The following is a 21,240-nucleotide window of genomic DNA, read 5'->3' as shown; positions in this document are numbered from 1 at the left end:
ATGGCGCAATATTACGGGCATATAAGCGTATTTGTAAAGACCATGCGGCAGCGAGACTGCCGCCAGCCCGGCGTGCCTTAGACTATCGCAACATTGCATTGCGGGTCGATGCGTCCGCTCCCCTATCCATACCGCGCCAGATGACACCTTCATTGTTCCGAGCAAGCGTTTTCGCCATGACCCTTCTGGCGTCCACGATCGTCCACGCAAAGCAGCCGCAGGTCGGCGCATGGCGCAAGGTCTCCGATTCCCGGCTCGACAAGCAATTCCATTTTTCGATGCTGCCCGCCGCCGCGCCGGTGGCGAGCAAGTGGGCGGCCTTCGACGCCAAGGCCGGCAAGGTGGTGTGCTGCCTGGTGGTGCAGGGCGAAGCGGTCACCGAGGCCGAGCTGGAAAGCACCTACGACATTCCCGGCCCGTGGATCACCGACCTGACCAACGGTTGGAACCTCGACGCCGCGCCGTACCTGCCGCGCGTGCAGTTGCTGCGCGTCGAAGGGGCGCTGGCCGGGCACGAATTCGGCGGCGGCGCGGATGCGCGGGGCGGCTTGCTGGTGCCGGCCGATGCCCGCGCGGCGGCGCGGGATGCACTGGAGATTGGCGACCAGCGCTACACCGTGACGCGCAAAGATGCTTCGCTGGCCGACGACGATGGCGGCGTCACCACCTACAGTCTGCGCCCGGCCTCGGGTGGCGCGGCATTGAAGGTGGAAGTGCCGTTCGCGACGTATTGAGCATGAGCGATGCCCTGCGGATCGAAGAGGCCCCGCTGACGGGCGACGACATTGCGCTGCTGCGCCGATGCACCCGCGGCAAGACGCTGGCCCTGATAGCCTGCCTGCTCGTGTTCCTGCTGCTGGGCAGCACGATCCTGCTGGTCGGCGTCTTGGCCGTGTCCGAATGGCGCTCGCTGCGCGGCGCCGATGGCGTGATGGTGTTGCTGGTGGCCGTCGGCGCGGGCGTGGGCGTGGCGTTCTTCGGGCGGCGGTTGCTGCGGGTGCCGCGCGCCTGGCGCAGCGTCGCGCGCGCGCTCAAGGGGCGGGGGACCAAGCAGATCGTGTCCGGACACCTGACCGGCTTCGGGCCGGGCGAGCGGCCGGGCATCAGCTACGTGTTTGGCGAACAGCGGGTGGAGGTGGCGCTGCCTTTCTGGAACGAGGTCACCAGCGATACCCGCAGCGGCGCCCGGCCGGCCGACGCCGTGGCGTTGACGGATCTGCCGGTGCGGCTGCACGTGCTGCCGTTGCTGCCGGATGCGCCGGGCCTGTTGCTGCGGGTGGATTACCCGATGAGCGGGCAGGCCTGGACGTCGCTCGAGGAGATCAGCGACGCCGATCGCGAGAACGTTAGACGCGAAGAGCGGGGCGTGCGCAAGTTCTTCCTGCTGGCGGCGCTGGCGCCGCTGGCGGTCAGCCTGTTCGTGCCGCCGGTGATCCTGCTGGCGGCGGTCCTGGCGCTGATGGGGCTGGCGCTGGGCATGCGCAGTCCGCGCCTGAAGCGCGCGCGTCACAAGCAGGGCGTGCGCGGGGTGGTGGAAGAGGCCGTGACGTATCGCCTGCGCACGCCGAACTCGCTCACGGTGTCGCTGGCCCACAATTACCGCGTGGGCGGCGTGATGTATCGGGTCGACCATCTCGGGCCCGCCGCCCAGCCGGGGCAGCGCGTGGAATTCGAATACGTGGACGCCGGCGCGCTGGGGCAAAGGGAGCTGTCTTTCCGGATCGAAGAGCAGCCCCCCATGACGTTGTGACCGCTTGCCAGCCCGGCAGGCGTGCTGAATCTTGCTGACGAAAGGGAGTGTGGTGTGTCCGAACCCATCGATGTGTCCGGCGAACCTGCGGGGTCGGTGACCCGTGATGGCCGTTTCCGGCTGGGCCTGACCGGGCCCGACAGCCATGTGCTGGTCAGGGAGGCGGGGCGCGGGGACCTGGTCATCGGGCCGGCCGGCGTGGACCCGAAGGCCGATCTGCGCGTGGCGCTCGATGACGTGATTCACTGGCCGGCGTTCGATCCGTTCGCCACCCCGGCCGGGTCGCCGTGGCCGCGCCACCTCTACTACCACGGCAATGACAGCGGCTTCCTGCGCTGGTCCGAGCGGCGTCCGATCGAACAGTTCACCTGGGCGCCGGCGTTTGCCGACACGCGCCGCATCGACGCCCGCGCGGCCGATATCCAGACGCTGCAGATCCGGCTCGATGCGGTGGCGGGGCATCTGGACATCACGGTGCCAGGCGGGTTGCGGCTGGGCCTGCTGGGCGATCTTTCCCGGATCGCCGTCACGGGGGCGACGCCGGACATGCTGTCGCTGCATCCCGCGTTGGGCCGGCGCGCCAGCCAGGCGCCGTATGAGTTGCCCGACCTGGGCATGCTGCGGTCGGTGACGACGCTGGCGCTGTACGGCGAGCCGTTGGCGCAGCCAATATCGCTGCAGGGGATCGAGCGCTTTGCCGGGTTGGAGCGCCTGTCGTTGTGGGGCGGCTTCGCCGACTGGGACGCGCTGGCCCGGCTGCCGCATCTGAAGAGCCTGGAGATCCGCTTCGCGCCGGACCTGGCGGGCCTGCCGCCGCTGGACACCTGGCCGCTGTTGGAACGGTTCATTGGCTTTAACGTCGATGACGACGCCGGCAAGCGCTTGAAGGCGCAACTGAAGGCGCGGGAAAAGGTCCGGGCGTGGGCGGACTATACGTCGGTCTGCAAGCTGCGCAAGCCGCAGTGGTGGCAAAGCGAATATGGGCGGCCGTTTTCAGGATGGAGCGGCCGCATGGCGAAGTCGGCCAACGCGGCCTATGACATTGCCCTCGATGCCTTGCAGGGCGCCCGTGACGCCGACGCGGCGCAGTCGGCCATCCAGGCGTTCGCCGGCCATTTCAACGGGATGAAGGGCATCGAGACCGCCGAGCGCGAAGACATCGGCGAGGCCGTGTGGCAATTCAGCCAGCTCGCGCGGCTGGCCGAGCTGGGCGTGACGGAGGCGCAGGCGCTGCGTTGGTTCGATGCGGTTCGGGACTATTGACGGCGTCAATGCGTGGCCGCCAGCCCCTCCAGCCGCGCGGCCGGCAATAGCGAAAACACGGTCTTCATCTCGCGCGCTTCCTCGCCGGGGCTGCGTCCGAACAGGCGCTTGAACTCGCGGTTGAACTGCGACGCGCTTTCATAGCCGACGCGTCCGGCGGCCGCGGCGGCGGTGAGGTTGTCGCGGATCATCAGCAGGCGGGCCTGGTGCAGCCGGATGGACTTGATGTACTGGATGGGCGAGGTGCCCGCCACGGTCTTGAAATGGGCGTGGAAGGCGGGGGCGCTCAGGCCCGCTTCGCGCGCCAGGGTGGCGACCTCCATGGGCTGCGCATAGTCGTCGTGGATGCGTTGCAGCACCCGCGAGATGCGGCCGAAGTTGCCCTGGCTGGCCAGCGCCGCGCGGATCGCGCCGCCTTGTTCGCCGACCAGCACGCGAAAACACAATTCCCGCACGATGCCCGGGCCGATGATGCGGGCTTCGACCGGCGAGGCCAGCGCCCGCAGCAGCCGCAGCGTGGTGTCCGCCAGCGTATCGTCCAGCGGCGTGGAGGTGATGCCTTCCGGCGCCGGCGGCGTCTGGCCTTCGCGGCCGTCCAGCGAGAGAACCAGGTCGGCGATCGTGGTCGGGTCGAGCCGGATCTGTATGGCCAGCAGCGGTTCCTCGGGCGAGGCGTCGGTTTCGGTGGAAAACGGCAGCGGCACCGACAGCACCAGGTAATGACGGGCGTCGTAGCGGTAGACCTTGTCGCCCAGGTAGCCGCGCTTGCTGCCCTGGCAGACGATGACGATGCAGGGTTCGTACAGCACCGGGGTGCGTCCCAGCGGGTGGTCGGCGCGCATGAAGCGCACGCCGTCGAGCTGGGACCGGGTGTAGCCCTGGTGCGGCGCGAGCTGGGCGAGCAGGGCGGACATGGTGTCACGGGCGGGATGCGGTGCCGTCATGGGGGAATGCCTTGGCTAAGAGTCTTGGGCATCATTTTGCACCGAATCCGCGATAAATAAAGAGCGGAAAAGAGGAATAGGCAATCATCCCATAGCCCTGTGCCTATCCGGACGGGGCCGCCGCGCCTAGCATTTGATCCTGTAATCCAACCCCTCAGGAGATCAGGAAATGCAGACGATCCAAACCAACAAGATCTGGTTCATCACCGGCGCGGCGCGCGGCATCGGGCTGTCGCTGGCCCGCCAGTTGCTGGCGCGCGGCGACTACGTGGCCGCCACTTCGCGCACGCTGGCCGGCCTGCACCAGGCGCTGGGCGAAGAGCATCCGCGCCTCTTGGCGCTGGAGGTGGACCTGGTGTCCGAGGCCAGCGTCCAGGCCGCCATCGACAAGACCATCGCCGCCTTTGGCCGCATCGACTACGTGGTCAACAATGCGGGCTACGGCCAGCAGGGCCCGCTGGAAGCGCTGGACGACGACGAGGTGCGCCGCAACTTCGATGTCAACGTGTTCGCGCCGCTGCACGTGCTGCGCCATGCGCTGCCGCACCTGCGCAGGCAGGGCAGCGGCCACGTCTTCAACGTCGCTTCGATCGCCGGCTTCGCCGGCGGCTACGCGGGCTGGGGCTGCTACGTGGCGACCAAGTTCGCGTTGGCCGGGCTGACCGAGACCCTGGCGGCGGAGACCGCCGAATTTGGCGTCAAGGCCACCGTGGTGTACCCCGGCCCGGTGCGCACGGACTTCCTGAACGACAACAGCCTGGTCATCGCGCGCCGCAAGATCGCCGACTACACCGCGGCCCAGGCCTCGCTGGACCTGCACCGCGAAGGCATGAACGGCCGGCAGGACGGCGATCCCGAGAAGCTGGCCCTGCTGATCCAGGAGGTCGCGGCCCTGGACGCGCCGCCGCTGCATCTGTTCGTGGGCAAGATCGCCAATGACCTGGCCGAGCAGAAGCTGGAGACGGTGCGGGGGGATTTCGATGCGTGGCGCCAGCGGGCGGGGGTGGGAACGGACTTTGCTTGAACGGCGACGCGCCGGCAATGTCAGCGCGCGGGCTGGCGTTGCAGGCGCAGCATTGCCTGCATGCCGGCCAGGAATTCGGCGTCGCTGCTGTGCCAGCGCGCGTTCGCCAGATGCTCGCTGTCGGGACCGGCCGGAAACCGCAGTTGCTCGCTCTCTTCCGTTGCCGCGGCGTGGATGGCCGCGGCAACCTGTTCGGGCGTCGTTACGGCAGCGCCGGGCGCGCCCAGTTGCGCGAACAGTTGGGCCGCATACGGCTCATAAGGGGCGGTGACCAGCCCGCTCATGCGCGGCATGCCGTTCGCGGTGAACGCGGTGCCGGGGCCATAGCCGGGTTCGACCAGGCGCACGCGCACTCCTACGGCATGCAATTCGTAGTACAGGGCCTCCGTGAAGCCTTCGATTGCCCACTTGCTGGCCGCGTACGGGGCCACCAGTGGCATGCCCGCGAAACAGACGCTGGACGTGACGTTGATGATCGTGCCCTGGCCTCGTTCGCGCATCAGCGGGATGACGGCCTGGCTCGTACGCATGACGCCGAAGGTATTGGTTTCGAAGACCTCGCGTATGGTTGCCAGGGGCGTGGATTCCAGCGGCGAGAGCAAACCGATGCCGGCGTTGTTGACCAGGACGTCGATCTGGCCGAATGCCTCCAGCCCCTGGGCGATGGCCTGGTCGATGCTGTCCGCGTCGGTGACGTCCATTCGCACGACGCGCACGGCCCCTGGCCCAGAGGAACGGAACATCTCCGGATCCGGGCGGCGCATGGTCGCGATGACGTTCCATCCGTGCGCGGCGAAATAGTCGGCGGTGGCCTTGCCGTAGCCCGACGAGCAGCCGGTGATCAGTGCGGTCTTCATAGTCGCTCCTTGTTCGATAGGGCCATCGTAGATCGGTTGACCAAGACGATAAATAGCGAATAATCTCTAAACCATGCGAGATCGTCTTGATTCAGACCCGCTGGGCGCCGTCGTCGCCTTGCTGCGTCCACAAACCGTTCTGTCCAAGTTCGTCAGTGGCGCGGGGCGGTGGGCAGTGCAATATCCCGACTTCGGGCATCCCAGTTTCGGCTTGATGCTGACCGGCGCGTGCTGCCTCCAGGTCGACGGCGCCGAGCCATTCCTGTTCGAGGCGGGAGACTACCTGCTGTTGCCTTCCACGCCGGGCTTCAGGATGGGCAGTGACCCGGAGGCGTTGAAGACGCCGACGATACGCGTGGCCACGACCGAGCCCGTGGCGGAGGTGCGTCACGGCGAGCCGCGCGACGAGGCTGCCGTCAGGATGTTGAGCGGTTTCTTCATGTTCGATGCCGCGAATGCGCCGTTGCTGTTGGAACGGTTGCCGAGGGTGGTGCATATCAAATCGGGCGATCGCGGCGCGGAGCGGTTGCGCTGGATAGCCGGCGTGATTGGCGAGGAAAGCGTGAACCCGCGGCCTGGCGGCGATGCGATCCTCACCCGCCTGGCCGAAATCATGCTGATCGAGGCATTGCGCTGGCATCCGTCGCGCGCGGACGGCGCGGTGCCTCCTGGCGGCCTCTTGGCCGGGCTGGCGCATCCGCGCATGGCGGCCGCGCTGCGCCTGATCCATGGCGATGTCGCGCACCGTTGGACCATCGAGGAACTGGCGGGCCGGATCGGGATGTCGCGCGCGGCGTTCGCGGCCCGTTTCATGCAAGTCCTGGGCGTTCCGCCAATGGAGTATGTGCTGCGCTGGCGCATGGCGCTGGCCAAGGACATGTTGCGCCATGACGGCTTGTCCCTGGGAGAGGTCGCGCATGCAATCGGCTACCAGTCCGCGAGCGCCTTCAGCGCGGCGTTCAGCCGCTCGGTGGGGCTATCGCCAAGCGTGTTCGCAAGGAGGGATGCGCCCGAGGGCGCGCCACCGTCGCGACCCGTGTCACCGCGACCGCCCGCGCGCCGCCGGCGCCCTGATTTCCCCCGCGATCTCTGACAGCGGAACCTCCCCGAACGCCGCCATCAGCGCCGTTTCCGCGGACGCCAGCGCCGCATTGATCCGTCGGTTCACCGCGGCCTCGACCGGGCAGGCGTCATTGTCCTGCGCCGGGCCGACCGCGAACAGGGTGGTGTGCGCGATGGCCTCGCACACGTCCCGCACCGTCAGGGTGTCCAGATCGCGGGCCAGCGTCCACCCGCCGCCCGGGCCGCCGGTGGAGGTGACGAAGCCCGCGTCGCGCAGCGCGCCCATCGTGCGGCGCACGACCACGGGATTGGTGTGCAGCATCAGCGCGATGGTCTGCGACGTGGTCGTGCCGCCGCGCAGGTGCATGTGGACCAGGACGTGCAGCAGGCGGGCGAGGCGGGTGTCTCGTTGCATGGATTCGGGGTCGTGGAAATGTGCAACTTTTAATGTTACTCTTTTGGCGAACATTTGTGCCATCTCACGCCTTTATCCAGAGCCGACATGCCCGCAGCCCGCCAACGCTTCATCGAGACCAACGGTATCCGCCTCCATGTGAGGGAGCAGGGCGAGGGGCCGCTGGTCATCCTCTGCCATGGCTTTCCGGAAACGTCGCATGCGTGGCGCCATCAACTCGACGCGCTGGGACAGGCGGGGTTTCACGCGGTCGCGCCGGATCTGCGCGGCTATGGCGACAGCGACTGTCCGCCGGACATCGCGCACTATTCGGCGCTCGATGTGATCGGCGATCTGGTCGGGCTGGCGGACGCGCTGGGCCAGCGCCAGGCGGTGCTGGTCGGCAACGACTGGGGCGCGTCGATTGCCTGGCAGGCGGCGCAGTTGCGCCCGGATCGGTTCCGGGCCGTGGCGGCGCTCGGGGTGCCGATGATGGGACGCGCGCCGATGGCGCCGAGCCTTCTGTTCCCGCAGAATGAGCAGGCGTGGTTCTACACGCATTACTTTTCCGAACCGGGCCTGGCCGAAACGGCATTCGAGCGGGATGCCGAGGCCACGTTGCGCAAGATCTATGTCTGCGCGTCGGGCGCGTTGGGACCGCGCGATGCGACGACGCCCAATCCCTTCGGCATGGTGCCGCGCGGCGGCGGGCTGCTGGATGTGTTGCCCGACCCGGCCGCGCTGCCCGCGTGGCTTTCCACGGCAGACCTGGCGCAGTTCGCGCGGGCGTTTGCCAAATCGGGCTTTCGCGGCGGCTTGAATTACTACCGGAATCTGGACCGCAACTGGCGGGACCAGGCCGCTTTCGCGGGGCTGCTTATCGAGGTGCCGGCGCTGTACCTGGCGGGCGAGTACGACACGGGACTGGCCATTCCCGGCATGCGCCAGATCATCGAGGCGATGCCGCGGCTCGTGCCCGATCTGCGCGGCTCCCAGGTGATTGCCGGCGCCGGGCATTGGTTGCCGCAAGAGGCGCCGGATGCCGTCAACGCGGCGTTGATCGGGTTTTTGCGCGGGCTGTGAGGCGTCGTGGGTAGACGCCTTGCCGCTGGACCCTCCTGCCGCTTAGAGACCGGCGCAGATCTCTGAACAGAAATCCAGGAATGCCTCCACCGCCGCCGGCGCCAGGCGCCGCGACGGCCGGGTGACATACAGCGGATACGTCTCGCCGTTCCATTCCGGAAACAGTTCGACCAGCTTCCTGTCGGCCAGCAGCTCGCGCACGTTCAGCGCCAGCACCTGCGCCACGCCGGCGCCGTTCAGGCACGCCTGCACCATCAGGTCCACGTCTGTCGTCGTCAGCGGCCCCCGGGTGTCCACCCGCAACACTTCCCGCCCGCGATGAAACTCCCAGCCGAAAGGTCGGCCGCGGCGCGGGTCGATGTATTGGATGCAATCGTGCTCGGCCAGTTTCTCGGGTCGCTTGGGCCGGCCGTGGCGCGCCAGGTACGCGGGTGACGCCACCGTCAGGACGCGCGTCTGCAGCAGCAGGCGTGAGGTCATGGTGGACGGCGGTTGCGGGCCGAAGCGCACCGCCACGTCAATGCCTTCAGTCACCAGGTCGCCGATATCAGGCGCCTGCACCGCGTTCGTGGCCTTTCTCGATATCGCCTATGGCCTGGCGGGGCCGGCGGCGGGCGTCATCGCCCGCCATTTCGGCTATGCAGCCGTGTACGCGTTCGGCGCCGGATGTGCATTGCTGGGCGCGGCGCTGGCCGCAGGTCTACGCCAACGCCCTGGAGCCGGGGTGGGTGCCGACCCGGATGGGAGGTCCGGGCGCGCCGGATGATCTGGACCAGGCGCACCGCACCCAGGCTTGGCTGGCCGCGGGGGAGGACCGCCGGGCCGATGTGACCGGGGCGTACTTCTACCATCTGAAACGCAAGGCGGCGAATCCTCAGGCGCTGGATCTCGCGTTGCAGGACGAGCTTCTGGCGCAATGCGCTGCCTTGTCGGGGGTGGCGTTGCCACCGCCAGACCCCGTCCGGGTTTGAAGCATCATTAGCTGGCGCGGCGCGCGCGATCCGTACGCCGGGGCTCAGCCCGCCGCGCGCCGTTGCGCCATGTAGCGTGCGGGCGACGTCCCCAGCGCCTTGCGGAACATCGTGACAAAGCCGCCGGCGCTTTCATAGCCCAGTTCATCGGCCACCTGTTGCACCGACGCGCCGGTGCCGAGCCATTTCACCGCCAGCATCAGATGCAATTGCTGGCGCCAGCGGCCGAAGCTCATGCCGGTCTGCTGCGTGAGCAGCCGCGCCAGGGTGCGCTCGCTCAGGCCCACGCGCCGCGCCCAGCTCCGCATGGTGCCGCGGTCGGCGGGATGCTCCATGATGAGCTGCGCGATCTTGCGCAGGCGGGGATCGGACGGCATCGGCAGGTGCAGGGTGCCCAGCGGGGCGCATGCCAATTCATGCAGCAGCAGGCAGACCAGGTGCATGGCGGGGCCATCTTCCGGGTACAGCAGCGGCAGTTGCGCGGAGCGGATCACCAGTTCGCGCAGCAGCGCCGTGGTCGACACCGCGCAGCAGGTGGCGGGCAGGTCGGCGGCGACCGCGGGTTCGACGAAGGCGACGTAGACCTCAATGGTGCCGGCGGCGGTGATCTTGTGCAGCACATCGCCTGGCACCCACAGCGCGCTTTGCGGGGGGACCAGCCACAGGGCGCCTTCGAGCTCGCACGTGAGCACGCCGCGCAGCAACAGCATCAGTTGCGCCTTGCGATGGCGATGGAAGTCCTTTTCGAGCCGATCCAATCCGTGCAGGTCCAGGCTGGCCACGTCGATGCCGGCGGCGCCCATGGTCACGACGGGGCGCGGCACCAGGTCGGGATCGGTCCATTCCGGGGCGTCGTCGAGGTTGGTCAGGACGGGCATGGCGGCGATTGCGCGGGATTGGCAGGAATTCGGAATTTGTTGGCGCAGTTTACCAATGCTGCCAGATCCAGGGCTTCCTACGATGGCGGCACGGCGGTGCGATCCGCCACCGTTCATTGCCAAAGGAAGCAATCATGGATTCACTGAGTAGCGGGCGCGTCGCCCACACCCTGCAACGCCTGTTGGCCGAGGCGGAGATCGCAGACAAGGGCCTGATGGACCAGTTCGAAGGCGGCATGGCCGCGCTGTCCGAGCAGGCCCATGCCGACATCATCGCTGACATGGTGGCCGAGGAACGGCGCGACCTGCGCGGCGTGTATCGCGGCTACGCCGGCAACTTCCTCAATGTCGCCCCGGCGTACGGCCGGTTCCTGTACCAATGCGCGCGGGCGCGGCGGGCCACGCGCATCGTCGAGTTCGGCACGTCGATGGGAATTTCCACCATCTACCTGGCCGCGGCCTTGCGCGACATGGGGGGCGGCCAGTTGATCGGCACCGAGCTGGAGCCGGCGAAGGCGGTGCGCGCCCGCGCCAACCTGGAGGCCGCCGGCCTGGCGGACCTGGTCGAGATCCGTGTCGGCGACGCCCGCGAGACGCTGGCGCAGGTCGACGGCGAAGTCGACCTGGTGCTGCTCGACGGCGCCTTCAGCCTCTACCTGCCGGTGCTCAAGCTGCTCGAGCCGCACTTGCGCGGCGGAGCCCCGATTCTGGCGGAGAACGCCTGGACGCAAGGCAACGACTACCTGGACTACGTGCGCGACCCCGCCAACGGCTATCTGTCGCAACCGCTGCCGGTCACCGAGGGCCGCGGCAACGAATTCACCATCGTGACGCGATGAACGGGGAGCGCGCAGAAATGACGAATTCCTCGCAGGGCCGCATGAGCCGCGCTTTCACCCGGCTTTTCATGAAGCCGACGCGCATCATGGCGGCTGAAAGCCTGGCGGGCGGCTTGCGCCTGCTGACGCTGCAGAGTCCCGCGTTCCGCGAAGCGCGCTGGGTGCCGGGGCAGAAAGTGCAGATCGCGATGGGGTCGGCCTTCGTCGCGCGGACCTACACGCCGATGGACTGGGACGCCGCAACCGGACGCACCCGCATCGTGGCGTACTCGCATGGCGGCGGCCCCGGCAGCGCCTGGGCCGAACGCGTCGAGCCCGGAGAGGCGTGCGATGTGTTCGGTCCGCGCGCGTCGCTCAATCTGGACCGCCCCGTGGGGGCCTGCGTGCTGTTGGGCGACGAGACCTCGATTGGCGTCGCTTGCGCCCTGCAACGCGCGATGGGGGGCGAGGCGCGCTGCCTGCTCGAGGTCAACGAGGCGGCCGCTGTTCGCGATGCGCTGGCGCGGCTCGGGCTGGACGCGGTCGAACTGTTCGGCCGGCAGGCCGGCGACGCGCATCTCGATGCGATCGAGCATCGCCTGCCGCCACTGGCGGCCGCGGGCGCGGCCTTCATCCTGACCGGCAGGGCGTCGACCATCCAGCGCCTGCGCCAGGCGTTGAAAGCGCTGGGCGTTGCCTCGGGACGCATCATGGCCAAGGCATACTGGGCGCCCGGCAAGACGGGACTGGACTGACGCGGGGGCGTAATCGGACTTGCCTATACTTTGGTTTTTGACGGGTCGATATGGCGTTCCTGCGTTTCCTGCTTCTGGCCTTGGCGCTATCGTTGGCAGCGCCCGCCGCGGCGCTTGCCGGCACCGCGGACAGGTCCGTGCGCGTCGCGGTGTATCGCGGGCCGGCCGCGTGCGACTCCTGCGCGGCCGCGGCCCGGCGCGCCATCGAAAAGACGGACGCGCGTTATCAGGTCGACTTCGTCGGCCCCGACGAGCCGATCGACATCTCCGACGCCACCCTGGCGCGCTACGACGTGTACGTGCAGCCGGGCGGCGGCCAGGATATTCCCGCCGCGCTGAGCAGCCTGGGCGACGAGCGGGTGGACGCGATCCGCCGTTTCGTCGCGCGCGGCGGACGTTATCTTGGGCTGTGCATGGGCGCCTACCTCGCCGACGCGTCCAACCTGGGCCTGATCGCGCAGGACCTGGATTCGGAAGTCGGCCGCCCCGGCTTCCCGATCAAGACCATCGAGGACGCGGCGGTCGCTGTCCGTTGGGCGGGCAGGGACGACAGCGTCTTCTTCCAGGACGGCCCCTACCTGCGGTCGCAACCCGGCGATGCGCGCTTTCACGCGATCGCCACCTACGAGAATGGCGATCTGGCCGCGGCCCGCTATTCGTTCGAGCGCGGCCTGGTGGTCCTGAGCGGCCCGCATCCCGAAGCCGGGAAATCGTGGTTCGTGGACGCGGACATCGCGCTGGACGAGATGCCCGAACGCGACCTGTTCAAGGACCTGCTGGACCAGCTCGATCTTTGAGGCCGGCCGTCGTCATGCGCCGTCATCCGAGCGACGCAGCACGAAGCCATCGGGCCGCACCAGCACCGTGCCGCTGTCCGCCAGGCCCGTCAGGCTGCCCCAGTCGCCGTCGCTGAAGACGAAGTCGCGGCCCGCGGCAAGCACGCGGGGCGTGGCCGGATCGAGGCTGGCGCGGGTCGATGCCGCGATCGATGCCGCCGGACCGGCAAGCAGGACGAAGCTGTCACCGAACAGGTCGAGCGTCGAGAGCCGCTCGGCGCCGCGCTGGATCCAGGCGTGCGGAAAGCGCGTGCCGGTCTGGGCCTGCAGGACGTCAACGGCGGCCGGCGCCTCGGCGTGTGTGGGCGCCCCGGCTGCCGGATAGCGGTGCCGCAGGATCAGGGCGCCGGGGTCGATCAGTTCCCTGAAACTGTCGCGATTGCGCTCGGTCTCGATGCCGAAGCGGGCGTCGAAGTCGGTGCGCAGCAGCGCCTGGCGGCCATTGCGCAGCGCCAGCGGGCGCCGCTCGGCGTCGTAGCTGTCCAGCAGATCCGGAACTGCCTCGCCACGCATGACCGCGGCGAGTTTCCAGGCCAGGTTGTGGGCGTCGGCGATGCCGGTGGTGGCGTTGAAGCCGCCCCAGGGCGGCATCAGGTGGGCGGCGTCGCCGCACAGGAAAACGCGGCCGGACCGATAGGCATCGGCGACGGATACGCCGGTGTTCCAGGCGCCGTGCTGCAGGATCCGGACCTCGAGATCCCGCAGCCCGATCGCCGCCCGCACCAGCCCCGGCAGGGCGTCGTCGGCGGGCGGCCCCAGGGCCGGATCGTATTCCAGGTGGAACGACCACTTGTCGGTGTTGTTCATCGCCAGGAACAGGCCGCGCACCGTGTCGTTGGCGATTTCGCACTGACTGAAGGTGCGGCCTTCGACGACGCGGGCCAGGTCGGCCTGGAAAAAGATGTTGACCAGGTGTTGAGGGGCGGCCGTGTCCGTCCTGCCGATGCCCAGTTGCCGGCGGATGGCGCCGCGACCGCCGTCGGCGCCGATCAGCCAATCCGCCTCGATGACCGATTCGTGATCGTCCGGGCCGCGCACCCGGGCGCTGACGCAGGCGCCCGAGTCCTCGAACGCCAGCATTTCATGGCCGAAACGCACATCGCCGCCCCGCGTTTGCAGGGCGTGGCGCAGCACCGGTTCGATCCAGGTCTGCGGGCAGGCCACGAAGCCGGTGGGCGAGGCGCCGGCCGCGGCCATTTTTGCGCGCATGGCCGGGATGTTGATGATCGGTTGCGCGTCGACCAGGGTGGCGCCGCGGCGGGCGCCGCCAAACGCGCCTTGCTTCCAGGCGCCGTCGGCCGCCGCGCGCACCGCTTGCTCCACGCCGACCTGGCGGAACAGCTCCATGGTGCGGGTGTGGATGCCGCGGGCGCGGGGCAGGGGCGAGACGCCCTGTTGCCTTTCGACGAGGATGAACGGAACGCCGAGCCGTTGCAGGAAGAGGCCGGCGCTCAGACCGACCAGGCCCCCGCCCACGATCAGGACGGCGGTACGCGAGGGAAATGCAGGCATGTGACACCTTTCTTGGGTAAAATCTATCACTGATAATTTAATCTATCACCGTTAGAGAAATCAACCATGGCAAAAATCCGCAGGGAACAAGTGGTGGACGTGGCGCTCGAGCTGCTGGATGAGGTGGGGCTGGATGGCCTCTCGACCCGGCGACTGGCGCAGCAGCTTGGCGTCGAGTCGGCGACGCTCTACTGGCACTTCCGCGACAAGTCGGTGCTGCTCGGCGAGATGGCGTCGGCCGTGCTGGCGCGGCACCACACACTCGCGGTGCCGGCGAGCGCGGCGCAATGGCCCGCCTGGTTCGCGGACAACATGCGCAGCTTCCGCCGCGCCTTGCTGGCCCATCGGGACGGGGCGCGCCTGCACGCAGGCACGGCCCCGGGGCCGGGCGATCTGGCGGGCATCGCGCGCAAGGTCGCCTACCTGGTCGGCGCCGGCTTCACCCGGGAGCAGGCGGGCATGGCGTTGTTCGCCGCCGGGCAGTACACGCTGGGCTGCGTGCTCGAGGAACAGGCGCGCGCGGCCATGACGCAAGGGGGCGCGGACGAGGCGGTCGGCGGGAACGAGTTGGCCGGGGCCATGGATGCCGAGGCGGCGTTCGAGTTCGGACTTGGCGTGATCGTCGACGGCCTGCGCGGCCGGGTGGGCGCGGCGGCCTGATGACGCGACGGCGGCGCGAGTGCCACCGCCAGGCCGCCGACATTGCCGGGGCCGGGCCGGCCGACGAAGAGTCCGATTTTGATTCTCCGTCCCAGGCGGTTTCGCGTGGGTCCGGCGCGCCGCGCGAGGCCGCTGCGCACGAGACCGACGGTGCATGGCGGCGGTCCGCGCGGGGGCCATTCGGCGGCGGGTCGCTTCCTTGACATGCCCAGGTCGTTTTACATAATCGTGATTGATTGATTCTCCTTTGTGATTTTGGGTTGTCTTCGAATGCCAGGATTCAATGCTCGGACCGAGCGAGCGCCGTCGATCGCCGCGGCGCGGTTTTCCATTCCCCCGGAACGGAGCGAGGCGTGGCCATGCGCCCGGCGCGCCGGCTGTTCACTCCCACGTTTCATTTTCCGGAGCACGCAATGAAGAAAACCCTGTCACTCGCGATCGCGGCGTTGGCGCTGACCGCCACCGCGCAGGCCCACCAGGTCTGGATCGAACAGCCCGCGGGCAAGCCCGCCATCATCCGTTTCGGAGAATTCGCCGAGAACCTGCGCGAAGCCTCGCCGGGATACCTGGACGGCTTTGACAAGATGACGGCGACCTTGCTCACCGCCAAGGGCGAGGTGCCGTTGACGGCGACCAAGGCCGCCGATGGCTTCACGCTGTCGCAGAAGGTGGGTGGCAAGGACGGCGTGGTGGTCGACGGCCCCATGAACACGCTGCGTACGTTCAAGCATGGCGGCGAACCGCTGCAGACCTGGTTCCAGATGAATGCCCGCTACGTGCCCGACGCGGCCGCCGCGACGGCGCCCAAGCTGGTCATGGACATCGTCCCCACGGGGCAGGCCGGCCAGTTCCAGGTGGTGTTCAAGGGTCAGCCGCTGCCCAAGACCAAGCTCGTCGCCATGGTGGACTCGGGCTGGGAACAGACCGCCTACACCGATGAGCAGGGCAAGGCCCATTTCAGCCTGCCGTGGAAAACGCAGTACGTGCTGCGCACCATGCACATCGACCGCACGCCGGGTGATCGTCCGGGCGCAAGCGGACCCGAGCACTACGACGCCATCGGCTATGTGGCCACGCTGACCTTCGTCAAGCCGGATGGCGCCGCGCCGCTGCCCGCCGTGCCGGTGCGTCCGCCCAACAAGGTGCAGGCCGCGCCTGCCGCCGCTGCCAAGTAAGCCCGCGCAGTCCGCGATTCGCCACGGGCCGCGCGCCGTGGCGGATCGTCGCATGGCTCGCGGCCATGCATTTACCGGCGTTTCGCCAGTGTTTTTCTACAAGGTCAGGAATGAATATCGGGGAATTGGCGCAACGCACCGGATTGGCTCCATCGCGGATCCATTCCTACGAGAGCGCCGGTCTGCTCAAGACGGTGACCCGCCCGCACGCCGACAACCGAACCTATCTGCCGGAGGCCATGCTGGCGCTGACGTTCATCACGGCGGCGCAGCAGGCCGGCTTCGGCCTGGACGAAATCCGGCCGCTGTTGCCGCTCGGGCGCGATGGCTGGGATCCGTCCGCGCTGTTGGCGGCGTTGCGGCGCAAAGTGGACAAGATCCAGTCGCTGGAGGCGCGGCTGGCTCATAGCAAGGCGCAACTGGTGGCGTTGATGCGCGATGCCGCGACCCGCCCCGATGGCGCCGACCGCGAGCTCTGCGCGCAGCGCGTGCTGGCGCGGGTGATGGGCAGGACGGCCTAGCGCGTCAATTGCGGGCCGGCCGCCGGTCACGGGGCGGTTCGCGTTGATGCCTGCGCCGGCAGGCCGTCGCTGGCGCGGGCGAAGCGCTCCACCAGGAAATCCAGCAATTGCCGCACGCGCGGCGCCAGGTAGCGGGTGCCGTGGAACACGGCGTGCACGCCGGCTTCAGCCACGCGGTATTCAGGCAACAGGGCTACCAGGCGTCCGGCGCGAATGTCGTCGGCGGCGTCCCAGATGGTCTTGCGGGCGATGCCGCGACCGGCCAGCGCCCAGCGGCGCGCCAGCGCGCCGTCGTTGGTTTCCCAGGCCTGGTCCAGCGGTACGGTGTAGGTTTCGGGCCGGCCGTCCCGCGCGAAGTGAAAGGTGTTCAACGGACCGGCCGCGGTGACCAGCACGACGAATGTGTGATGCGCCAGATCGGCGGGCACGCGCGGCATGCCGTGCCGCGCCAGATACTCGGGCGATGCGCACAGCACGCGCCAGTTGGGGGCGAGCGGGCGGGCGACCAGCGCGCCGTCCTGCGGCCGACCGAAACGGATGGCGAGGTCGATGTCGTCCTGCAACAGGTTCGAGAGCGAGTCCGACAGCGTCAGCGCGATTTTCAACTGCGGGTGCGCGACGCTGAATTCGTCCAGCCACTGGCTCAGCAGGTGGCGGCCGAAATCGGCCGAGGCCGAGATCCGCAGTTTGCCGCGCACTGCGTTCTGGCCCGCGTGCAGCGCGGCCTCGGCGTCCTCGACGGCGCGCAGGGCGATCTCGCAGTGCGACAGGTAGAGACGGCCTTCGTCGGTCAACTGCAGTTGGCGCGTGCTGCGATGGAACAGCCGGGTGCGCAGCGCGGCCTCCAGCTTGATCAGCCGCGCGCTGGCGGCGGCGGGCGACAGCCCCAGCTTGCGCCCGGCCGCCGACAGGCTGCCCAATGCCGCCGCTTCCACGAATAAACGCATATCGCCCAATCGGTCTGTCGCCATTTCAAATCCAGATTTGAAAGTCATTCAATGAATGGGCCAATTATCAAATAAATCCGCAAGAAGCACACTGGCGCCTCTTCAATCGGGGTGTGGCCCCTGAGGGGCAAAGGAGTGCGAACCATGAACGGAATTTCCGGGGCGGCGGCAAGCGCGGAGCGGCAGGCCGCTGCGCCGCGGCTGCCGATGGCGGCGTTGCTGGCGCTGACGATGTGCAGTTTCATCGCGACCGCCAATGAAACCGTGGCCGCCGGCCTGCTGCCGCAGATTGCGCGCGGCTTCGGCGTGTCGCAGGGCTGGGCGGGGCAGTGGGTGACGGCCTGCGCGTTGGGCTCGGGGCTGGCGGCGATGCCGTTGACGATCGCGCTGCACGCGTGGCGGAGGCGCCTCGCGCTGCTGTTGTCGGTGGCCGGATTCATCGTCGGCAATGCGGTGACCGCGCTGTCGCCGTATTTCGAACTGGCGCTGGCGGCGCGCCTGTTGGCCGGTATTGCCACCGGACTGGCCTGGAGCCTGCTGGCCGGCTATGCGCGGCGGATGGTGCCGGGCCCGTTGCAGGGACGCGCGATGGCGGTGGCGATGGTCGGCATTCCCATGGCCCTGGCGTTCGGCGTGCCGCTGAGCGCGTGGCTGGGCGAGCTGGCGGGATGGCGCGCGGTGTTCGGCGCGTTGTCCGGGTTGAGCGTGGCGCTGGCGGCATGGGTGCTGCGTTCGGTGCCCGATTACCCTGGGCAGGCTGCCCGCCGCCGCCTGCCGCTACGGCAGGTCTGGATGACGCCGGGGGTGCGGCCGGTCCTGGCCGTCATCCTGTTCTGGATCCTCGCGCACTACACCCTGTACACCTATATCGCGCCTTTCATGGCGGCGCGCGGCCTGGCCGGGCGCGTGGATGCGGCGCTGCTGGTCTTTGGCGTTGCGGCGCTGTGCGGCATCTGGATGACGGGCCTGCTGGTGGACCGTGGCCTGCGGGCGCTGGTGCTGGCCAGCCTGGGCGTGTTTGCGCTGGTGGCCCTGGCGCTGGGCCTGGGGTGGGCGACGGGGCCGGCGGTATTCGTGGCGATCGCGCTGTGGGGCATGAGTTTTGGCGGCGCGCCGACGTTGCTGCAGACGGCGCTGGCGGATACCGCGGGCGAGGGCGCCGAGGTGGCGCAATCGATGCTGGTGACGGTGTTCAACCTGGCCTTTGCGGCGGGCGGGGCGCTGGGCGGGGTGTTGCTCGAAACGGCAGGCGCGCAGGCGCTGCCGCGTGGCATCCTGGCGCTGCTGGGGGTGGCGATCGCGGTGGCGTGGAGCGCCAGGGGCCACGGCTTCAAGCCCGGCCGGCGGCGGGCGGCGCGTTGAGCGCCGGCACTGCCGGCGTGCTAGCGCGCCGGCAGCGGTCGTTCCAACGCCGCGAACGTCTCGCGCACGCAATCGGCCATGCGCCGCGCCAGCGAGTTGACCGGGTGGTGCTCGGAGGTGACGGCGTAGCTGTGGAACTCCACTTTTTCCGAGAACGGGATTTCGCTTAGCTCGGCGATGCCGAGCGCGCGCGGGACCACCGGGTTGACGATGGACACGCCCAGCCCCTTGCCGACCATGCTGCAGATGGTGGTGGCGTACGGCGTTTCGATCGACAGCACGCGGGTGTCGTCGGGAAAGTGCCGGTCGATGGCGGCGCGGTTGAAGCTGCCGGCCGGCAGCGAGATGAAGTCCTGGTCGCGGAAGTCGGCGGGCGTCAGCACGGCCCGCGCCGCCAGCGGATGCGCGCGCGGCACGATGGCGGCGCCGTGTGTGGTGTTGATGCGCTCGTAACGCAGTCCCGGCAGGTCGGTGTGCAGCGAGCAGAAGCCGATATCGCAGACGCCGGTGGCCAGCCATTTGGCGACCGCGTCGGAGCCGCCCGTGTTGACCACCACCGGGATGTCCGAATGCTTTTCGCGGAACAGGCGGATTGCGTCGGGCAGGACGCATTGGGTGATCGAGCCGACCGCGCCGACCCGCAGCAGGCCGGTGCCGCGCCGGCGGATCGAGCTGGCGCTGTCGTTGAGCGATTCCAGGCCGATGAAGGCGCGTTCGACGTCGGCGTAGAAGGCCTCGGCCTCGGGCGTCGGAATGATGCGGGTGCCGACGCGCTGGAACAGCACGAATCCCAGCGTCTTTTCCAGCAACGCGATCCAGCGGCTGACGTTGGGCTGCGAGGTGTGCAGCAGGCCGGCCGCGGTGGTCATGGAGCGCGTCATCATGACGGCGCGGAAGGCCTCGACTTGTTTGAAATTCATGCGTTTGACGGTCCGGAGACGAGCCGGCAAATCATATCATTTTTGTATGAGAAGCCGTAAAGATCTGATTTGACGTATGAATTGGCGCGGCGGGAGACTACGGCTTTCCTTGTTTCCTTCCGGACCGATATGGAATCCAAAGTCAGCGCCCGTCTCAAGCAACCCCTGGCCAAGGAGGTGCTCGAGCATCTCTTCCTGCCGCGCCTGAACCGCGAGTTCTTCGCCAACTTCGACATGCTCACGCAGATCAACCTGGCGCACCTGCTGATGCTGCGCGAGCGCGGCATCGTCGCTCACGACGCCGCGCGGCGGCTGGCGCGGGCGCTGTTGCAAATGCAGGCCGACGGCCCGCACGCGGTCGAGCTGGACGCGGCGCGCGAAGAGGCCTACTTCAACTACGAGGCGCACCTGATCAAGGCCGTGGGGCAGGAACTGGGCGGCCGGCTGCACACCGCCCGCAGCCGCAACGACATCGGCGCGACCATCGACCGCATGCGGGCGCGGGATTTCACGGCGCGCATCGGCAGCGCGCTGATCGGCGTCTCGCGCGCCGCGCTGGCGCAGGCCGAGCGCCATGCCGATTGCGTGATGCCGGGCTACACCCACATGCAGGCGGCGCAGCCGATCACCTATGGCTATTACCTGTCGGCGTTGGTGGATGCGTGGTCGCGCGATATCGGCCGGCTGGCGCACGTGCTGGAAACGGCGGACGCCTCGCCGCTGGGCGCCTGCGCACTGGCGGGCACCTCGTTCCCGATCGACCGCGACAGCACCAGCGCCATGCTGGGCTTCAGCGGCCCGCTGGCCAATGCGCTGGACAGCGTGGCCTCGCGCGATTTCGCGCTGGAACTGAGCGCAACGCTGTCGATCATGATGATCACCTGCAGCCGCATGGTGCAGGACTTCTACATCTGGTCGACGCCGGAGTTCGGCTATCTGTCGTTTCCGGACAGCATTGCCAGCACCTCCAGCATCATGCCGCAGAAGAAGAACCCGGCGGTGCTGGAATACCTGCGCGGCAAGGCCGGCCACCTGATCGGCCTGACCGGCGCGGCGCTGTCGACGGTCAAGTCGACCCACTTCACCCATTCGGGCGACAGCAGCCGCGAAAGCACCCGCACCTGTTGGGAGGCCTGCGAGGAGGCGCTGAAAGCGCTGGAATTGGTCCACCTGCTGGTCGAGCAGGTGGCGCCGAACCGCGAGCGCATGGCGGCGCGCGCGGCGGATGATTTCTCGACCGTGACCGACCTGGCGGACCTGTTGGTGCGCCAGGCCGACGCGTCGTTTCGCGATGCGCACCACATCATCGGCGCGGTGGTGCGGCAGGCGCTGGAGCAGGGCCTGCCGGCGCGCGCGATTGCGCCGGCGATGATCGTGGCGGCGGCCGAGGAACAGCTTGGCCGGCCGGTGGCGCTGGCGGCCGACGATATCGCCGCCTGCCTCGACCCGGTGCGCAATGTGGCCGCGCGCCTGTCGCCGGGCGGCCCGGCGCCGCGGTCGGTGCGGGC

At 68.7% G+C, this 21,240-nt stretch carries 23 protein-coding genes; 15 read left to right on the top strand and 8 right to left on the bottom strand.

Annotation, left to right across the window (positions count from 1 at the left end):
• Positions 1 to 176 precede the first annotated feature (176 nt).
• The 3 genes from HV783_RS16460 to HV783_RS16450 are packed head-to-tail and all read left to right on the top strand — an operon-like array spanning position 177 to position 3,013.
• Positions 177 to 734 carry a hypothetical protein gene (locus HV783_RS16460; RefSeq protein ID WP_254603915.1) on the top strand — a complete coding sequence of 186 codons (558 nt, stop codon included), beginning with the start codon at positions 177 to 179 and terminating at the stop codon, positions 732 to 734.
• 2 nt (positions 735 to 736) lie between these two features.
• On the top strand, positions 737 to 1,750 hold the full coding sequence (locus HV783_RS16455; protein ID WP_144657792.1) for a hypothetical protein: 1,014 nt from the start codon (positions 737 to 739) through the stop codon (positions 1,748 to 1,750).
• Between the two features lie 54 nt (positions 1,751 to 1,804).
• Positions 1,805 to 3,013, top strand: coding sequence for a hypothetical protein (locus tag HV783_RS16450; protein ID WP_175189496.1), 1,209 nt, complete (start codon positions 1,805 to 1,807; stop codon positions 3,011 to 3,013).
• A 5-nt stretch (positions 3,014 to 3,018) separates the two neighbouring features.
• On the opposite strand, the gene HV783_RS16445 is transcribed toward HV783_RS16450, so the two are convergent.
• Entirely contained in the window at positions 3,019 to 3,957 is a 939-nt protein-coding gene (locus tag HV783_RS16445) for an AraC family transcriptional regulator (protein WP_054502328.1), read from the bottom strand.
• A 169-nt stretch (positions 3,958 to 4,126) separates the two neighbouring features.
• Between HV783_RS16445 and HV783_RS16440 the strand changes: the two genes are divergently transcribed.
• On the top strand, positions 4,127 to 4,981 hold the full coding sequence (locus HV783_RS16440) for an SDR family oxidoreductase (RefSeq protein ID WP_175189495.1): 855 nt from the start codon (positions 4,127 to 4,129) through the stop codon (positions 4,979 to 4,981).
• Between the two features lie 20 nt (positions 4,982 to 5,001).
• Here the strand turns inward: HV783_RS16440 and HV783_RS16435 are convergent, their stop codons facing one another.
• Complete coding sequence (locus tag HV783_RS16435; RefSeq protein ID WP_175189494.1) at positions 5,002 to 5,838, bottom strand: SDR family oxidoreductase; 837 nt, start codon at positions 5,836 to 5,838, stop codon at positions 5,002 to 5,004.
• Between the two features lie 73 nt (positions 5,839 to 5,911).
• Here HV783_RS16435 and HV783_RS16430 point away from each other — a divergent pair, with 73 nt between their 5' ends.
• A complete protein-coding gene (locus HV783_RS16430; RefSeq protein WP_175189493.1) occupies positions 5,912 to 6,931 on the top strand; it encodes an AraC family transcriptional regulator in 1,020 nt (339 codons plus the stop codon).
• On the opposite strand, the gene HV783_RS16425 is transcribed toward HV783_RS16430, so the two are convergent.
• The gene (locus HV783_RS16425) at positions 6,878 to 7,315 is read right to left on the bottom strand and encodes an RrF2 family transcriptional regulator (RefSeq protein WP_175189520.1); all 438 of its coding nucleotides are present in this window, start codon (positions 7,313 to 7,315) and stop codon (positions 6,878 to 6,880) included. The two genes, HV783_RS16430 and HV783_RS16425, sit on opposite strands and share 54 nt — an antisense overlap.
• An 87-nt stretch (positions 7,316 to 7,402) precedes the next feature.
• Here HV783_RS16425 and HV783_RS16420 point away from each other — a divergent pair, with 87 nt between their 5' ends.
• Positions 7,403 to 8,377 (top strand): alpha/beta fold hydrolase, encoded by a 975-nt coding sequence (locus HV783_RS16420; RefSeq protein ID WP_054502332.1) that lies wholly within the window; start codon positions 7,403 to 7,405, stop codon positions 8,375 to 8,377.
• 42 nt (positions 8,378 to 8,419) lie between these two features.
• Here the strand turns inward: HV783_RS16420 and HV783_RS16415 are convergent, their stop codons facing one another.
• Positions 8,420 to 8,938, bottom strand: coding sequence for a substrate binding domain-containing protein (locus HV783_RS16415; protein ID WP_302477804.1), 519 nt, complete (start codon positions 8,936 to 8,938; stop codon positions 8,420 to 8,422).
• A 77-nt stretch (positions 8,939 to 9,015) separates the two neighbouring features.
• Between HV783_RS16415 and HV783_RS16410 the strand changes: the two genes are divergently transcribed.
• Positions 9,016 to 9,348, top strand: a complete 333-nt coding sequence (locus tag HV783_RS16410) for a Rossmann-fold NAD(P)-binding domain-containing protein (RefSeq protein ID WP_175189492.1) — start codon at positions 9,016 to 9,018, stop codon at positions 9,346 to 9,348.
• Positions 9,349 to 9,392: 44 nt separating this feature from the next.
• Here HV783_RS16410 and HV783_RS16405 read toward each other — a convergent pair whose 3' ends face one another.
• Complete coding sequence (locus tag HV783_RS16405; protein WP_144657769.1) at positions 9,393 to 10,226, bottom strand: AraC family transcriptional regulator; 834 nt, start codon at positions 10,224 to 10,226, stop codon at positions 9,393 to 9,395.
• Between the two features lie 134 nt (positions 10,227 to 10,360).
• Between HV783_RS16405 and HV783_RS16400 the strand changes: the two genes are divergently transcribed.
• Genes HV783_RS16400 through HV783_RS16390 form a run of 3 tightly spaced genes read left to right on the top strand, consistent with a single transcriptional unit; the run spans position 10,361 to position 12,596 of the window.
• Entirely contained in the window at positions 10,361 to 11,065 is a 705-nt protein-coding gene (locus HV783_RS16400; protein ID WP_175189491.1) for an O-methyltransferase, read from the top strand.
• A gap of 17 nt (positions 11,066 to 11,082) precedes the next feature.
• Complete coding sequence (locus HV783_RS16395) at positions 11,083 to 11,799, top strand: siderophore-interacting protein (RefSeq protein ID WP_054502339.1); 717 nt, start codon at positions 11,083 to 11,085, stop codon at positions 11,797 to 11,799.
• A gap of 50 nt (positions 11,800 to 11,849) precedes the next feature.
• Positions 11,850 to 12,596, top strand: a complete 747-nt coding sequence (locus tag HV783_RS16390; protein ID WP_175189490.1) for a BPL-N domain-containing protein — start codon at positions 11,850 to 11,852, stop codon at positions 12,594 to 12,596.
• A gap of 12 nt (positions 12,597 to 12,608) precedes the next feature.
• On the opposite strand, the gene HV783_RS16385 is transcribed toward HV783_RS16390, so the two are convergent.
• The gene (locus HV783_RS16385; RefSeq protein ID WP_175189489.1) at positions 12,609 to 14,147 is read right to left on the bottom strand and encodes an FAD-dependent monooxygenase; all 1,539 of its coding nucleotides are present in this window, start codon (positions 14,145 to 14,147) and stop codon (positions 12,609 to 12,611) included.
• A 66-nt stretch (positions 14,148 to 14,213) separates the two neighbouring features.
• Between HV783_RS16385 and HV783_RS16380 the strand changes: the two genes are divergently transcribed.
• From HV783_RS16380 to HV783_RS16370, 3 genes are all read left to right on the top strand, one after another.
• Positions 14,214 to 14,807, top strand: a complete 594-nt coding sequence (locus HV783_RS16380; protein ID WP_054502342.1) for a TetR/AcrR family transcriptional regulator C-terminal domain-containing protein — start codon at positions 14,214 to 14,216, stop codon at positions 14,805 to 14,807.
• 413 nt (positions 14,808 to 15,220) lie between these two features.
• A complete protein-coding gene (locus HV783_RS16375; RefSeq protein ID WP_054502343.1) occupies positions 15,221 to 15,982 on the top strand; it encodes a cobalt ABC transporter substrate-binding protein in 762 nt (253 codons plus the stop codon).
• Between the two features lie 110 nt (positions 15,983 to 16,092).
• Positions 16,093 to 16,503: a MerR family DNA-binding protein gene (locus tag HV783_RS16370; RefSeq protein WP_054502344.1), complete on the top strand. Its 411-nt coding sequence runs from the start codon at positions 16,093 to 16,095 to the stop codon at positions 16,501 to 16,503.
• Positions 16,504 to 16,529: 26 nt separating this feature from the next.
• On the opposite strand, the gene HV783_RS16365 is transcribed toward HV783_RS16370, so the two are convergent.
• A complete protein-coding gene (locus tag HV783_RS16365) occupies positions 16,530 to 17,474 on the bottom strand; it encodes a LysR family transcriptional regulator (protein WP_054502345.1) in 945 nt (314 codons plus the stop codon).
• 120 nt (positions 17,475 to 17,594) lie between these two features.
• On the opposite strand from HV783_RS16365, the gene HV783_RS16360 reads away from it, so the two are divergent.
• The gene (locus HV783_RS16360; RefSeq protein ID WP_254603913.1) at positions 17,595 to 18,812 is read left to right on the top strand and encodes an MFS transporter; all 1,218 of its coding nucleotides are present in this window, start codon (positions 17,595 to 17,597) and stop codon (positions 18,810 to 18,812) included.
• A gap of 20 nt (positions 18,813 to 18,832) precedes the next feature.
• Here the strand turns inward: HV783_RS16360 and HV783_RS16355 are convergent, their stop codons facing one another.
• The gene (locus HV783_RS16355; protein WP_175166876.1) at positions 18,833 to 19,732 is read right to left on the bottom strand and encodes a LysR substrate-binding domain-containing protein; all 900 of its coding nucleotides are present in this window, start codon (positions 19,730 to 19,732) and stop codon (positions 18,833 to 18,835) included.
• A 129-nt stretch (positions 19,733 to 19,861) separates the two neighbouring features.
• Here HV783_RS16355 and argH point away from each other — a divergent pair.
• A partial coding sequence (gene argH, locus HV783_RS16350; protein WP_175189488.1) for an argininosuccinate lyase occupies positions 19,862 to 21,240 on the top strand: 1,379 nt, incomplete at its 3' end.

The organism is Achromobacter dolens (assembly GCF_902859745.1).
Classification (GTDB): Bacteria; Pseudomonadota; Gammaproteobacteria; order Burkholderiales; family Burkholderiaceae_B; genus Achromobacter; species Achromobacter dolens.
The sequence above is the reverse complement of the archived record's forward strand: the minus strand, read 5'-3'. Positions and strand labels throughout refer to the sequence as shown.